Annotated in this window: 12 protein-coding genes; 10 read left to right on the top strand and 2 right to left on the bottom strand. The window is 72.0% G+C overall.

Annotated elements, in window-relative coordinates; all coding sequences use genetic code 11:
• Positions 1 to 509: 509 nt before the first annotated feature.
• Both lon and E1266_RS28060 read left to right on the top strand, forming a co-directional pair.
• Positions 510 to 2,906, top strand: coding sequence for an endopeptidase La (gene lon / locus E1266_RS28065; RefSeq protein ID WP_132052079.1), 2,397 nt, complete (start codon positions 510 to 512; stop codon positions 2,904 to 2,906).
• A 130-nt stretch (positions 2,907 to 3,036) separates the two neighbouring features.
• Positions 3,037 to 3,522 carry a VanZ family protein gene (locus E1266_RS28060; protein WP_243718964.1) on the top strand — a complete coding sequence of 162 codons (486 nt, stop codon included), beginning with the start codon at positions 3,037 to 3,039 and terminating at the stop codon, positions 3,520 to 3,522.
• A 10-nt stretch (positions 3,523 to 3,532) separates the two neighbouring features.
• On the opposite strand, the gene E1266_RS28055 is transcribed toward E1266_RS28060, so the two are convergent.
• Complete coding sequence (locus tag E1266_RS28055; RefSeq protein WP_132052075.1) at positions 3,533 to 5,068, bottom strand: nitroreductase/quinone reductase family protein; 1,536 nt, start codon at positions 5,066 to 5,068, stop codon at positions 3,533 to 3,535.
• A 200-nt stretch (positions 5,069 to 5,268) separates the two neighbouring features.
• Between E1266_RS28055 and E1266_RS28050 the strand changes: the two genes are divergently transcribed.
• The 8 genes from E1266_RS28050 to E1266_RS28015 are packed head-to-tail and all read left to right on the top strand — an operon-like array spanning position 5,269 to position 13,737.
• On the top strand, positions 5,269 to 6,315 hold the full coding sequence (locus tag E1266_RS28050; RefSeq protein ID WP_132052073.1) for a Gfo/Idh/MocA family oxidoreductase: 1,047 nt from the start codon (positions 5,269 to 5,271) through the stop codon (positions 6,313 to 6,315).
• Positions 6,312 to 7,163 carry a TIM barrel protein gene (locus E1266_RS28045; protein WP_132052071.1) on the top strand — a complete coding sequence of 284 codons (852 nt, stop codon included), beginning with the start codon at positions 6,312 to 6,314 and terminating at the stop codon, positions 7,161 to 7,163. The genes E1266_RS28050 and E1266_RS28045 overlap by 4 nt, the downstream gene beginning before the upstream one ends.
• Positions 7,160 to 8,095 (top strand): 5-dehydro-2-deoxygluconokinase, encoded by a 936-nt coding sequence (iolC, locus tag E1266_RS28040; protein WP_279436352.1) that lies wholly within the window; start codon positions 7,160 to 7,162, stop codon positions 8,093 to 8,095. Before E1266_RS28045 ends, iolC begins: the two co-directional genes overlap by 4 nt.
• Complete coding sequence (gene iolB, locus E1266_RS28035) at positions 8,092 to 8,949, top strand: 5-deoxy-glucuronate isomerase (RefSeq protein ID WP_132052069.1); 858 nt, start codon at positions 8,092 to 8,094, stop codon at positions 8,947 to 8,949. The genes iolC and iolB overlap by 4 nt, the downstream gene beginning before the upstream one ends.
• A complete protein-coding gene (gene iolD, locus E1266_RS28030; protein ID WP_132052067.1) occupies positions 8,946 to 10,811 on the top strand; it encodes a 3D-(3,5/4)-trihydroxycyclohexane-1,2-dione acylhydrolase (decyclizing) in 1,866 nt (621 codons plus the stop codon). The genes iolB and iolD overlap by 4 nt, the downstream gene beginning before the upstream one ends.
• A 48-nt stretch (positions 10,812 to 10,859) precedes the next feature.
• Positions 10,860 to 11,846: a sugar ABC transporter substrate-binding protein gene (locus tag E1266_RS28025; protein WP_132052065.1), complete on the top strand. Its 987-nt coding sequence runs from the start codon at positions 10,860 to 10,862 to the stop codon at positions 11,844 to 11,846.
• Entirely contained in the window at positions 11,843 to 12,901 is a 1,059-nt protein-coding gene (locus tag E1266_RS28020) for an ABC transporter permease (protein WP_132052063.1), read from the top strand. The genes E1266_RS28025 and E1266_RS28020 overlap by 4 nt, the downstream gene beginning before the upstream one ends.
• Positions 12,898 to 13,737, top strand: a complete 840-nt coding sequence (locus E1266_RS28015) for an ATP-binding cassette domain-containing protein (RefSeq protein ID WP_132052061.1) — start codon at positions 12,898 to 12,900, stop codon at positions 13,735 to 13,737. Before E1266_RS28020 ends, E1266_RS28015 begins: the two co-directional genes overlap by 4 nt.
• A gap of 24 nt (positions 13,738 to 13,761) precedes the next feature.
• Here the strand turns inward: E1266_RS28015 and E1266_RS28010 are convergent.
• On the bottom strand, positions 13,762 to 14,083 hold a 322-nt coding region (locus E1266_RS28010), incomplete at its 5' end, for a helix-turn-helix domain-containing protein (RefSeq protein ID WP_132052059.1).

The following is a 14,083-nucleotide window of genomic DNA, read 5'->3' as shown; positions in this document are numbered from 1 at the left end:
GCGCCGGGGTCCGGGGGTGGCCGGCGTGTCCGGCCGGTCCGTTGCGGCCGAGGACCCGAGGTGTACCGCCCGGCCCCCTCGCCGCGGCACCCGTTGGGGGACGGTGCCGGCCGCGGTCGACGGTGCCGCGATCGCCCTCGGCCGCACGGACCGGGCCTCGCGGGGCGGGGACCGGGAAGATCTCACGCTCTGTGCGGTGCATCCGGCCCCTCCCCTTTTCCGACCTGGGGCTTTGCCGCCCCGAGAGTCAGTCGTTCACTCTCTGTCACGATCTCGTTGCGTTAGGTACCCCGGCGTCATGCGCGCGTAAACCGCCCCCCGCGCAAAGAATCAAGATCGCGAACCGTCCTTTGCCTCCGCATTGCCCGGCCCCCGCGCGCGAGCGCGCGGGGCCGCCGGGGGTGATCGCTGTGGGCGAACGTTGTGCAGGAAACAAAATGGTGCTCCGGAATCTTGAGTGTCTATGACTCAACTTGTGTTGGGTGCCGACATACGACTTGGAGCTGAGCATGAGCGAGACCCTGACGCTGCCGGTGCTGCCTCTGGACGACGGGGCCGTTCTGCCGGGCATGGTGGTGCCGCTGGACCTGTCCGACAGCGGTGAGGTGCGGGCGGCCATCGAGGCCGCGCGGGCCGCCGGCCGGTCCCAGGGACCGGGCATCCGGTCGGTGGGCAAGCCGCGGGTGCTGCTGGTCCCCAGGCTGAACGGGCAGTACGCCGGCATCGGGACGCTCGGCGTGATCGAGCAGGAGGGGCGGCTGCCCGGCGGCGTGCCGGGGGCGGTCGTCCGGGGCGTGCAGCGGGTGCGGATCGGGACCGGGACGACCGGGCCGGGCGCGGCGCTGTGGGTCGAGGGCACCGTGATCGACACGCCGCCGCCGTCCGGGCGCGCGCAGGAACTGGCGAAGGAGTACAAGAGCCTGGTCGGCGCGATCCTGCAGAAGCGGGGCGCCTGGCAGGTCGTGGACGTGGTGCAGCAGATCGACGACCCGTCCATGCTGGCCGACAACGCCGGTTACGCGCCGTACCTGACCGTCGAGCAGAAGATCGAGGTCCTGGAGACGCCGGACGTGGTGGAGCGGCTCAACCTGGTGATCGGGTGGGCGCGCGACCATCTGGCCGAGCTGGACGTGGCGGAGACGATCCGCAAGGACGTCCAGGAGGGCATGGAGAAGACGCAGCGCGAGTTCCTGCTGCGGCAGCAGCAGGAGGCCATCCGCAAGGAGCTGGCCGAGCTGAACGGCGACCCCGCCGACGAGGAGGACGACTACCGGGCCCGGATCGAGGCCGCGGACCTGCCCGAGAAGGTGCGCGAGGCCGCGCTGAAGGAGGTCGACAAGCTGGAGCGGTCGTCCGACGCCTCGCCCGAGGGCGGCTGGATCCGCACCTGGCTCGACACGGTGCTGGACATCCCGTGGAACGACCGCACCGAGGACGCCTACGACATCGCGAGCGCCCGGGAGATCCTGGACGCCGACCACGCGGGCCTCGACGACGTCAAGGAGCGCATCATCGAGTACCTGGCCGTGCGCAAGCGGCGTGAGGACCGGGGCCTCGGCGTCGTGGGCGGACGCAGGAGCGGCGCGGTCCTGGCGCTCACCGGCCCTCCTGGCGTCGGTAAGACGTCCCTCGGCGAATCGGTCGCACGGTCCATGGGACGCAAGTTCGTCAGGGTCGCCCTGGGTGGAGTCAGGGACGAGGCCGAGATCCGCGGTCACCGCCGTACCTACGTGGGGGCGCTTCCGGGACGGATCGTCCGCGCCATCCGGGAGGCGGGTTCGATGAACCCGGTCGTCCTGCTGGACGAGATCGACAAGGTCGGCGCCGACTACCGGGGCGACCCGACGGCGGCGCTGCTGGAGGTCCTGGACCCCGAGCAGAACCACACCTTCCGGGACCACTACCTGGAGGTGGAGCTCGACCTGAGCGACGTGCTGTTCCTCGCGACGGCGAACGTGGTGGAGGCGATCCCCGCGCCGCTGCTCGACCGGATGGAGCTGGTGGAGCTGGACGGCTACACCGAGCACGAGAAGGTCACCATCGCGCGGGACCACCTGCTGCCGCGCCAGCTCGACAAGGCCGGGCTGGAGGCGTCCGAGGTGGCGTTCGGCGACGACGCGCTGCGGCTGCTGGCGTCCGAGTACACCCGTGAGGCGGGCGTCCGGTCGCTGGACCGGTCGATCGCGCGGGTGCTGCGGAAGGTCGCCGCGAACGTGGCGCTGGAGAAGGCGCGGCTGCCGGTCTCGATCGGCGCGGACGACTTGAAGGAGTACCTGGGACGGCCCAGGTTCACGCCGGAGGTCGAGCTGAGCCGCAACGAGCGGCGGACCGGCGTGCCCGGCGTCGCGACGGGCCTGGCGGTCACCGGCGCGGGCGGCGACGTCCTCTACATCGAGGCGTCGCTGGCCGACAAGGAGACCGGCGACACCGGCGTGACGCTCACCGGGCAGCTCGGCGACGTCATGAAGGAGTCGGCGCGGATCGCGCTGAGCTACCTGCGCTCGCGCGGGGCGGAGCTGGAGCTCCCGGTCGGCGACCTGAAGGACCGCGGCGTGCACGTCCACGTGCCCGCCGGCGCGATCCCGAAGGACGGCCCGAGCGCCGGCATCACGATGACGACGGCGCTGGCGTCGCTGCTGTCGGGGCGGCCGGTCCGCCCGGACGTGGCGATGACCGGCGAGGTGTCGCTCACCGGCCGGGTGCTGCCGATCGGCGGCCTGAAGCAGAAGCTGCTGGCCGCGTCCCGGCTCGGCATCACCACCGCGATCGTGCCGAAGCGCAACGAGCCGGACCTGGAGGAGGTCCCGGCCGAGGTGCTGGACAAGCTGACGGTCTTCGCCGTGAGCGACGTCCGCGAGGTGCTCGACCTGGCTCTGGAGCCCGCCACCACGCCGGTGACGGTCTGAGTCCAGTGAGCCTGCGGTAAGCCCGCGCCGGGTTTCGCCCGGCGCGGGCTTTTCGGCGCCAATCCGGTTTTCGGTCACGCCGAATCGCCGGGCCGTGCATGGCTGATGGCGGAACGGGGAGATGCGGCGCGTGTTGGTGGAGATGTGGCAGCCCGCGGCGCCGGGCAAGAAGGTCCCCTGGTACATCATCGCCCTGCGCGTTGTCGCCGTGGCGATCGCGTTGGGCGCGCTTGGCGTTTTCTTCTACTTCGCGTTCAAGCTGACGCTGACACCCGTCCAGGACAACGGCCAGGCGGGCGGCAACACCGACCCTGGCCGCTCGCTCCGCTTCTATATGGATCGGCCCATCAAGGAGGCCGTCCTCCAAGTGGGCGGCAACCTCGCGCTCCTTGCGCCCCTGGGTGTGCTGCTCCCCATCGTCTGGACGACCCTCCGCGGCCCCATCCGCTTGGCCATAGTGGCCAGCATGCTCTCCCTGGTCATCGAGGCGGTCCAGGGCCTGCTGGTCGTGGGCCGCGCCTTCGACATCGACGACGTCATCCTCAACGTCACCGGCGTCGTCATCGCCTACCTCCTCCTGGGCCGCCGCCTGTCCAGGACCGTCCGCGGCTCCTGACGCAGGGGCGTCAGCCGCCGGGCTTGGGCGTGAGGCGGAAGATCCTCAGCTGGCGGTCGGTGCGTTCGACGTAGCGGTCGTAGACGGGCCACACCTGGATGAGCCGGGGCCAGATCTCCTTGCGTTCGGCGTCGTCCAGGAGGTGGGCGGTGACGGGGACGGTGCGGCCCTGGAAACTGACCTCCGCCTCCGGGTTCTTGAGGAGGTTGCCGGTCCAGGCGGGATGTTTCTCGCGGCCGAAATTGGAGCCGACGACGAAGAAGCCGCCGCCGTCGTCCGGGAGGCACGCGAGCGGCGTCCGGCGGGGGAGGCCGCTGACCGCGCCGGTCGTCGTCAGCACGAGGCTGGGGACGAGGAGCTGGCCGAGCAGCAGGCGCCCGCCGGTGGCCTTGTGCAGCGCCCGGTCGACGGGCGGGACGACCTTCGGCCCCACCTTGGAGAACCACGGGGCGCCGGAGATCCGCTGGAAGGCGGGGCCGAGCGTGCGCTGGACGAGTGTCGGCATCGGTTGCTCCTTGGGGGCGAGCCGCCCGGCCCGCCGGGGACTGAGGTGGCCGGTCTCGGCCAGCCAGCGCAGCGCGTCGGCGACCGTCTCCTCGATGGGACGCAGAGTGAGGTTCAGTGCGTCCAGTGCGGGGCGGTCGTCGGTGGGCACGAGCGTGACCATGAACTCGGCCGCGTCCCGGGTGAGCGGGTACTCGAAATGGCGCACGCGCTTGGCCGCGTCCAGCGCCGAGCCGAGCCCGAGCATGAGGCGGCTCGGGACGCGGACGCGCCGGCACCGCACGCCGGTGAGCCGGTCGCAGAGGTCCGCGTACTGCGGCCACGTGAGGTAGTGGCCGCCCAGGACCCAGCGGCTCGGTCCCTGGCGGGCCTCGACGGAACGTGCCAACGCCTCGCCCAGGTCGCGGACGTCGATGACCGACACGCCGCCGCCCGGAAGCGGCCACACCTTGCCGAGCGCGGCGGCGAGGCCCTCCAGCAGCGCGTCCAGCACCGGCTGGTCGGGGCCGCACACGCCGCCCGGGTACACGATCGTGACCGGGGCGCCGTCCGACTGGAGGCCGCGCACGTACTCCTCGGCGGCGAGTTTGGACTTCCCGTAGTCGGTGCGGGGGCTCGCGAGGGCGCCGTTCGCGGTGATGACCGGGGCGGACGGCGGGACGAAGACCCCGATGGTCGACACGTGGATCACCGGGTCCAGGCCGCGGGCGACGGCCCCGCCCACCACGTTGCGCGTGCCCTGGACGTTGACCTCGACGACGCCGCCCGCCTTGCCGCCCGCGGGGCCGCCGGTCACGCCGATGGCGGCGGCGGCGTGGATCGCGGCGTCGCAGCCGTCGAGCGCCTCGGCCACGGCGTCGGCGTCGAGCATGTCGCCGGGGACGAGTTCCACGTCCTCGGCCGCGACTCCGATGGTCTGGAGGACCTTCGTCGCCTTGCCGGGGTCGCGGACCAGCGCGCGTGGCCGGTGCCCGGCGGCGAGGAGTGCGCGCACAGTGTAGGAGCCGACGAACCCGGAGGCGCCGGTGACGAGGACCCGCATGCGCCACAACCTAGCGCTTGGTCCGCCCCGGACGACAGTCCCGGCGCCTCGCGGCGGCAGTTCCCGCGCGTGGCCGGCCAAGAGTAACCGCCCCGGTTTCGGACATCTCCAATACCGGGAACGCGCGCAACCGGCCGTTGACGCTCCTGGAACGCTCCATCACACTCGTGACTCACCTGACCGCCGACCGGGAGGGATCGATGAAGATCGGACTGGCCGGCGCGGGGCGCATCGGTGCGCGCCACGCCGCCGCCCTGTGTGCACTGCCCGAGGTGGACGATCTCCATGTCGCGGACGCGGATCCCGGCCGGGCCCGCGATCTCGCGGCCCGGCTGCCCCGCACGTCGCGCGTCGTGGCGCGGGACGCGGTCGCGGACCTGTTCTCCGCCGGACTGGACGGCCTGGTCGTCGCGGCGGCCACCGACGCGCACGCCGGCCTGGTGGAGCGGGCCGTCGCCGCGCGGATACCGGTGTTCTGCGAGAAGCCGCTCGCCGCGGATCTTGATGGAACGTTCCAAACAGTCGCCGCGGCGGCCACCGCCGAGGTCCCGGTGCAGGTCGGGTTCCAGCGCCGGTTCGACAGCGGGAACGCCGCGGCGCGCGAGGCCCTGGCGTCGGGGCGGCTCGGCTGGCTGCACACCGTCCGCTCGTGCAGCTTCGACCCCGCGCCGCCGCCCGCCGGGTACGTCCCGACCTCCGGCGGGCTGTTCCGCGACTGCGTCATCCACGACCTGGACCTCATCCGGTTCGTCACGGGGCGCGAGGTCGTCCGGGTGATGGCCGCGGGCGCCAACCGGGGCGACGACTTCTTCCGCGAGTGCGGCGACGTCGACACCGGTTCCGCGCTGCTCGTCCTGGACGACGGGACGCTCGGGCAGGTGTCCGCCACCCGCTACAACGCCGCCGGGTACGACTCCAGGCTGGAACTGTTCGGGTCCAAGGACAGCATCGTCACGGGCATGGACGACCGGACGCCCGTGACCGCGCTGCCCGAGCGGGACGGGGAGCCGGACGCCGCGCGGGACGGGGGGCCGGGCGGGGCGCCGAGACGCGCCTACGGCGGCTTCATGGAGCGCTTCGCCGACGCCTACGACGCCGAGCTGCGCGCCTTCGTGGACGTGGTCGCCGGCCGCCGCGCCAACCCGTGCCCGCCCGAGGAGGCACTGGAGGCCTTCTACCTCGCCGAGGCGTGCGAGCTGTCCCTGCGGGAGGGGCGGATCGTCGGGACCGAGGAGGTGCGGCGATGAGGGTCGCGGCGGCGCCGATCTCCTGGGGCGTGTGCGAGGTCCCCGGCTGGGGCCACCAGATGGAGCCCGGACGGGTCCTCGCCGAGATGCGCGACCTCGGCCTCGCGGCGACGGAACTCGGGCCGGACGGTTTCCTGCCCGGTGACAAGGCGGGGAGGGACGAGCTGCTGGCGTCCTATGGGCTGGGTCTCGTCGGAGCCTTCGTCCCGGTGGTCCTGCACGATCCGGCGTACGACCCCATGCCCGACATCGACCGCGCCCTGGATCGGGTCGGCAGCGTGCTCATTTTGGCCGCCGCCACCGGGCTGGACGGCTACGACGAGCGGCCTGTCCTGGACACCAAGGCATGGTCGACGTTGCTGACCAACCTCGACGCCATCACCCTGCGCGCCGCCGCGCGCGACCGTGCCGTCACCCTGCACCCGCACGTCGGGACGATGGTGGAGTCGCGGGCGGACGTGGAACGGGTGCTTGGCGAGAGCAGCGTCCCCCTGTGCCTGGACACGGGCCACCTGCTCGTCGGCGGCACCGACCCGGAGTGGCTGGCGCGCTTCGCTACGCGGCGCATAACGCACGTCCACCTGAAGGATGTGGACGCAGGGCTCGCCGACCGCGTGCTCAACGGGGACGTCGGTTACACGGACGCCGTCCGCGACGGTCTGTACCGGCCACTCGGGGACGGCGACATTGACATCCCCGGGATCGTCCACACTCTGGAGGGGGCCGGTTATGAAGGCTGGTACGTCATGGAACAGGACACCGTCCTGACCGAAGAGCCCGCAGAGGGCGGCGGACCGTACGAGGACGTCCGCAGGAGCCTCGACTTCCTCGCGGGGGTGGTCCGGTGACCTTCGACCTCATCACGATGGGCCGGGTGAGCGTGGACGTCTACCCGGCCCAGGTGGGCGTGCCGCTAGAGGATGTTGAGTCGTTCGGCCGGTATCTCGGTGGGAGCCCGACCAACGTCGCCGTGGCCGCTGCCAAGTACGGACGAAGCGCCGCCGTCATCACCCGTACGGGGGACGACCCGTTCGGACGGTTCATCCACAAGGCGCTCAAGGAGTACGGGGTCGACGACCGGTTCGTCACGGCCGTCCCCGGGCTTCCGACCCCGCTGGCGTTCTGCGAGATCTTCCCGCCGGACGACTTCCCCCTGTACTTCTACCGCTACCCCAAAGCCCCGGATCTGGAGATCCGTGCAGACGAGCTCGACCTAGAGGCGATCCGAGAAGCGCGCATCGTATGGGCCACCGTCACCGGCCTGTCGCAGGAGCCCAGCCGTGAGGCGACACTGACCGCGCTTGGCGAACACCCCGGGCAGACCGTCATCGACCTGGATTACCGGCCGATGCTGTGGGCCGACCCCACCGAAGCCCCGCATTGGGCAGGGCTCGCCTTGGAACGCGCATCCGTGGCGATCGGGAACCTGGAGGAGTGCGAGGTCGCGGTGGGGGAGCGGGAGCCGCGCGCCGCGGCCCAGGCGATCCTGGACCGCGGGCCCGGCCTCGCCATCGTGAAGATGGGGCCGGACGGCGTCCTCGCGGCGAGCGCCGGCGAGGTCGTGGAGGTCCCGCCGGTCAAGGTCGACGTCGTGAACGGGCTCGGCGCGGGCGACGCGTTCGGCGGCGCCGTCTGCCACGGCCTCCTCGCCGGATGGGACCTGCGGCGGACGATCGAGTTCGCGGGCGCGGCGGGCGCGATCGTCGCGTCCCGCATCGCCTGCTCCGCCGCGATGCCCGCCGCGGCCGAGGTCGCGGAACTGCTGGAGGAGCGGCGATGAAGTACCACCTTCCCGCGGGAACGGCCGCCGAGGCGCCGTACGGGCTCGTCGTGACCCCCGAGTCGGCCGGGTGGGCGCACTCGGCGCTGCGCGTCCTCGACCTGCCGGACGGCGGCTCCCACGAGTTCCCGACCGGCGAGTTCGAGACGATCGTGCTGCCGCTCGCCGGGTCCTGCACGGTGGAGTGCGACGGCGAGCGGTTCGAGCTGATCGGCCGCGACGACGTGTTCAGCCGCGTCAGCGACTTCGCCTACGTCCCGCGGGACGCGCGGGTCACGGTGCGCGGGCGCGGCAGGTTCGCGCTGGCCGGGGCGCGCTGCGAGGCCCGGCTCGCGCCGCGCTACGGGCCCGCCCGGGACGTCCCGGTCGAGCTGCGCGGGGCGGGGGCGGCGAGCCGCCAGGTCAACAACTTCGGCACCCCGGAGGGCTTCCCGTTCGCCGAGAAGCTGATCGCGTGCGAGGTGCTGACGCCGGGCGGCTGCTGGTCGTCCTACCCGCCGCACAAGCACGACGAGGAGACCCCGGACGAGGCCGTCCTGGAGGAGATCTACTACTTCGAGGTCGCCCGCGAGGGCATGGCGTACCAGCGCGTCTACGGGGCGCCCGGACGCCCGATCGACGTGCTGGCGGAGGTTCGCAGCGGCGACGCGGTCCTGATCCCGCACGGCTGGCACGGGCCGTCCATGGCGCCGCCGGGGCACGATCTGTACTACCTGAACGTGATGGCCGGGCCGTCGCCGGAGCGTGCCTGGCGCATCTGCGACGACCCCGCGCACGCGTGGATCCGCGACACCTGGCCGGGGCGGCCGCTCGACCCGCGGCTTCCGCTGACCTCGGCGGAGGGACGGCCATGAGGCTCACGGTGGGGCAGGCCCTCGTCCGGTTCCTGGCGGCGCAGTACAGCGAGCGGGACGGGGAAGAGCGGCGCTTCTTCGCGGGCTGCTTCGGCATCTTCGGCCACGGCAACGTCGCGGGTGTCGGCCAGGCGCTCCTGGAGCAGGCGCTGCTGGAGCATGCCGAGGACTTCCCCTACTACATGGCCCGCAACGAACAGGCCATGGTGCACACCGCCTCCGGCTACGCCCGGATGAGCGACCGGCTCTCCACCTTCGCCTGCACGTCGTCCATCGGTCCTGGGGCGACCAACATGGTGACCGGCGCGGCCCTCGCCACCATCAACCGGCTGCCCGTGCTGCTCCTGCCGGGTGACGTATTCGCCACGCGTCCGGCCAACCCGGTGTTGCAGGAGCTTGAGGACGCCCGGTCGTACGACGTCTCGGTCAACGACTGCTTCAAGCCCGTCTCGAAGTACTGGGACCGCATCAACCGTCCGGAGCAGCTCCCCAGTGCGCTGATGGCGGCGATGCGCGTGCTCACCGATCCGGCCGAGACAGGTGCGGTCACGCTGGCTCTGCCACAGGACGTCCAAGCCGAAGCCCATGACTGGCCCGAGGAGCTGTTCACCCGCCGTGTGTGGCGGATCCCTCGGCCCCTGCCCGAACCCGCCGCGCTGGACGAGGCGTCCGCGATCCTGCGGTCGGCCGAGCGCCCCCTCATCGTGGCCGGTGGCGGCGTCATCTACTCGCGCGCCACAGACGAGCTTCGGGCGTTCGCCGAGCATACCGGCATCCCCGTGGCCGAGACCCAGGCGGGCAAGGGCGCCCTGCCTTGGGACCACCCCTGCTCCGTGGGGGCCATAGGCGCGACGGGCACCACCGCGGCCAACGCGCTCGCCCGCGAGGCCGACGTCGTTCTCGGCATCGGCACCCGCTACAGCGACTTCACGACCGCGTCCCGCAGCCTCTTCGCCGACCCGGACGTGCGGTTCGTCAACGTCAACGTCGCCAGGTTCGACGCCGCCAAGCTCGCGGGCACCGCCGTCGTCGCGGACGCGAAGGAAGGCATCCGGGCGCTGCACGCCGCGATCAACGGTTACTGCGTCCCGGATGCCCACCGGGATCGGGCCAGGGCTCTGACGGCCGACTGGAACGCCCAGGTCGACCTGGCCTGCGCGTCCCGGAACGGGGAACCGCCCGCCCAGGCGGAGGTGATCGGCGCCGTCAACGAGGTCAGCGGCCCCCGGGACATCGTCGTCTGCGCGGCCGGGTCCATGCCGGGCGACCTGCACAAGCTCTGGCGGGTCGCGGACCCCAAGGGCTACCACGTCGAGTACGGCTACTCCTGTATGGGCTACGAGATCGCCGGCGGCCTCGGCGTGAAGATGGCCGCCCCGGACCGCGAGGTCTTCGTCCTCGTCGGCGACGGCTCGTACCTGATGATGGCGCAGGAGCTGGCCACGGCCGTCGCCGAGGGCGTCAAGCTGATCGTCGTCCTCGTCCAGAACCACGGGTTCGCCTCGATCGGGAACCTCTCGGAGTCGGTCGGCGCGGAGCGGTTCGGCACCCGCCACCGCGTCCGCACCGCCACCGGCCTCGACGGCGACCCGCTCCCCGTCGACCTGGCCGCCAACGCCGCCAGCCTCGGCGCGGGCGTGCTCCGCGCGGCCACCGCCGGCGAGCTGCGCGACGCGCTCGGCGAGGCGGTCAAGGCCGACCGGACCACGGTTATCCACATTGAGACGGACCCCTTGGCAGGCACCCCCGACAGTGCGGCATGGTGGGACGTCCCGGTCGCGGAGGTGGCGGCGCTGGACTCCACCAGGGAGGCTCGTGCCCGTTATGAGGGGGATCGGCGCGCACGGCGCCACCATCTGTGATCAACTCCTCTCACTGACCACTCGGGGAGAAACGGAGAGCACATTCCGATGAGAGGCGTTTTCTCGCGCGGGTCGGCCAAGGGACTCGCGGTTCTGGCCGCCGGCGTGCTGGCGCTGAGCGCCTGCAGCGGCTCGGGCGGCAAGGAGGCCGAGGAGGACACCGGGGGCGAGGGCCCCCGGCTGGAGATCGCGATGGTGACGCACTCCGCCCCCGGTGACACCTTCTGGGACATCGTCCAGAAGGGCGCGCAGGCCGCCGCCGACAAGGACGACGTCGAGTTCCTGTACTCCGCGGACCCCGACGGCGGCAAGCAGGCCCAGCTGGTCCAGGCCGCGATCGACAAGAAGGTCGACGGCATCATCGTCACCCTCGCCAAGCCCGACGCGATGAAGGACGTCCTCGCGCGCGCCGCCGCCGCGAACATCCCGGTCGTGTCGATCAACTCCGGCCAGGAGGAGTCGGCGGGGCTCGGCGCCCTCGCGCACTTCGGCCAGGACGAGTCGATCGCGGGTGAGGCCGCCGGCACCGAACTGGGCGAGATCGGCGCCAAGAAGGCGCTGTGCGTGATCCACGAGCAGGGCAACGTGGGCCTGGAGGCCCGCTGCGACGGGGCGCGCAAGACGTTCGACGGCGACCTGGAGAACCTGTTCGTCCAGGGCTCGAACATGCCGGACGTCAAGTCGTCCATCACCGCCAAGCTCCAGTCCGACAAGGGCATCGACGGGATCCTGACGCTGGGCGCGCCGTTCGCCGCCACCGCCGTCGACTCGGTGAAGGAGGCCGGCAGCGAGGCGCGGATCGGCACGTTCGACCTCAACAAGGACCTCATCGCCCTGCTCAAGGCCGGCGACATCGAGTTCGCCGTCGACCAGCAGCCGTACCTGCAGGGCTACGAGGCCGTCGAGGCGCTGTGGCTGCTGAAGCGCAACGGCAACGTCCTCGGCGGCGGCCGCCCCGTCCTGACCGGCCCGGCGATCGTCACCAAGGACAACGCCGCCGAGCTGGAGGAGTTCGCCAACCGGGGGACGCGGTGACCAACGCGGTCGCCGAACCGCCGGTGGCCGGCCGGGGCTCCGACGAGCGGCTGGCCCGGCAGTCGCCGCTGCGGCGGCTGCTGGGCCGGCCGGAGCTCGGCGCGCTCCTCGGCGCGGTCGCGCTGTTCGTGTTCTTCTCCGTCGTCGCGGACGCCTTCCTGCGCGCCGGCTCGTTCTCGACCGTGCTGTACGCCAGCTCCACGTTCGGGATCATGGCGGTCGGGGTGTCGCTGCTGATGATCGGCGGCGAGTTCGACCTGTCCGCCGGGGTGATGGTGACGTCCTCGGCGCTGATCGCCGCGCTGACCGCCTACCAGTTCACGCTGAACGTGTGGGCGGGCGTCGCGATCTCGCTCGTGCTGACGCTGGCCCTCGGGATGGTCAACGGCCTGCTCTACGTCTGGACGAGGCTGCCGAGCTTCATCATCACGCTCGCCATGTTCTTCATGCTGGCGGGCCTGAACCTCGGCGTGACCAAGGCCCTCACCGGCAACGTCGCCAGCGACTCCGTCCGCGACATGGACGGCTTCGACGCGGCCCGCGCGGTCTTCGCCTCCGACCTGGACGTGCTCGGCCTCCGCGTCAAGATCACGGTGCTGTGGTGGCTGCTGTTCGTGGCCATCGCGACCTGGATCCTGCTGCGCACCCGCACCGGCAACTGGATCTTCGCGGTGGGCGGCTCGGCCGCCAGCGCCCGCGCGGTCGGCGTCCCCGTCGCCCGCGTGAAGATCGGCCTGTTCATGGGCGTGGCGTTCTGCGCCTGGTTCTCCGGGATGCACCTGGTGTTCGCGTTCGCGACCATCCAGTCCGGCGAGGGCGTCGGCAACGAGTTCCTGTACATCATCTGCGCGGTCATCGGCGGATGCCTGCTGACCGGCGGCTACGGGTCGGCGATCGGCGCGGCGATCGGCGCGTTCATCTTCGGCATGACGAACAAGGGCATCGTGTACGCCGAGTGGAACCCGGACTGGTTCCGGTTCTTCCTCGGCGCGATGCTGCTCATCGCCACCGTGGTGAACCTGATCGTCCGGCGCAGAGTGGAGCGGACGCCATGACCGGCGGGAAGGACGCGCCGCTGCTCAGGCTCAGCGGCGTCGGGAAGAGCTACGGCAACGTCATCGCGCTGCGGGACGTGAGCCTGGAGGCGTCCGAGGGGGAGGTGACGTGCGTCCTCGGCGACAACGGGGCGGGCAAGTCCACGCTCATCAAGGTCGTCGCCGGGCTGCACCGCCACGACACCGGCACTTACGAGGTGCAGGGCGAGCAGGTCGTGTTCGACTCGCCCCGGGACGCCCTCGACCGCGGCATCGCGACCGTCTACCAGGACCTCGCGGTCGTCCCGCTCATGCCGGTCTGGCGCAACTTCTTCCTCGGCTCGGAGAAGCGCAAGGGCTTCGGCCGCATGGACGTCGCGTTCATGCGGTCCACCACCCACGCCGAGATGGCCGCGATGGGCATCGACCTGCGCGACGTCGACCAGCCCATCGGCACCCTGTCCGGCGGCGAGCGCCAGTGCGTGGCGATCGCCCGCGCCGTCTACTTCGGTGCGAAGGCCCTCGTCCTGGACGAGCCCACCGCGGCCCTCGGCGTCAAGCAGGCCGGCGTCGTGCTCCGCTACATCGTCCAGGCCCGGGAGCGTGGCCTCGCGGTCGTCTTCATCACCCACAACCCGCACCACGCCTACCCGGTGGGGGACCGCTTCCTGATCCTCAACCGGGGTCAGAGCATCGGCTACCACACCAAGGACGAGATCACCCGCGACGAGCTGACCGGCCTCATGGCCGGGGGCAGGGAGCTGGAGGAACTGGCCCACGAACTCGACGCGGCGGGCTCCCCGGCCGCCACCCGCATCAAGAAGGAGGCCGAGACGCTCAACCCCGCCGACGGCTGACCCGCCCCGGTGGGCCGCCGGGGGTCACCCGGAGGTGAGCCAGGCGCGGCAGAGCCACCAGGCGTTGACGGCGCCGAACGTGTCGGACGTGTCGATCCCGGTGACCTCGGTGAAGCGCCGGACCCGGTTCCGCACCGTGTTGGGGTGCACGAACAGGCGTCCGGCCGCCCCGGTCATGTCCCGCCTCGCCTCCAGCCAGGTGCACACCGCCCGGGCGACCGGCTCGGCGCTCGCGCCGAGCTCCGCCCACGCCGCCCGGTACCGTTCGAGCAGGACAGACGCCAGGTCGGACCGGTCGGCGACCGCGGCCAGGACGGCGACGTCCGCGGCGTGCACCGCCCCCGCC

This window comes from Actinomadura sp. 7K534 (assembly GCF_004348575.1).
Taxonomy (GTDB): Bacteria; Actinomycetota; Actinomycetes; order Streptosporangiales; family Streptosporangiaceae; genus Spirillospora; species Spirillospora livida.
Note: the sequence above shows the minus strand (reverse complement) of the source record. Positions and strands in the feature narration are given on the sequence as shown.

Excerpts from the sequence above, each read along its gene's own strand:
- iolB (WP_132052069.1), top strand. The coding sequence starts at position 8,092 with ATGAAGTACCACCTTCCCGCGGGAACGGCCGCCGAGGCGCCGTACGGG.
- E1266_RS28055 (WP_132052075.1), bottom strand. The coding sequence starts at position 5,068 with ATGCGGGTCCTCGTCACCGGCGCCTCCGGGTTCGTCGGCTCCTACACT.
- E1266_RS28050 (WP_132052073.1), top strand. The coding sequence starts at position 5,269 with ATGAAGATCGGACTGGCCGGCGCGGGGCGCATCGGTGCGCGCCACGCC.
- lon (WP_132052079.1), top strand. The coding sequence starts at position 510 with ATGAGCGAGACCCTGACGCTGCCGGTGCTGCCTCTGGACGACGGGGCC.
- iolD (WP_132052067.1), top strand. The coding sequence starts at position 8,946 with ATGAGGCTCACGGTGGGGCAGGCCCTCGTCCGGTTCCTGGCGGCGCAG.
- E1266_RS28045 (WP_132052071.1), top strand. The coding sequence starts at position 6,312 with ATGAGGGTCGCGGCGGCGCCGATCTCCTGGGGCGTGTGCGAGGTCCCC.
- E1266_RS28015 (WP_132052061.1), top strand. The coding sequence starts at position 12,898 with ATGACCGGCGGGAAGGACGCGCCGCTGCTCAGGCTCAGCGGCGTCGGG.
- E1266_RS28025 (WP_132052065.1), top strand. The coding sequence starts at position 10,860 with ATGAGAGGCGTTTTCTCGCGCGGGTCGGCCAAGGGACTCGCGGTTCTG.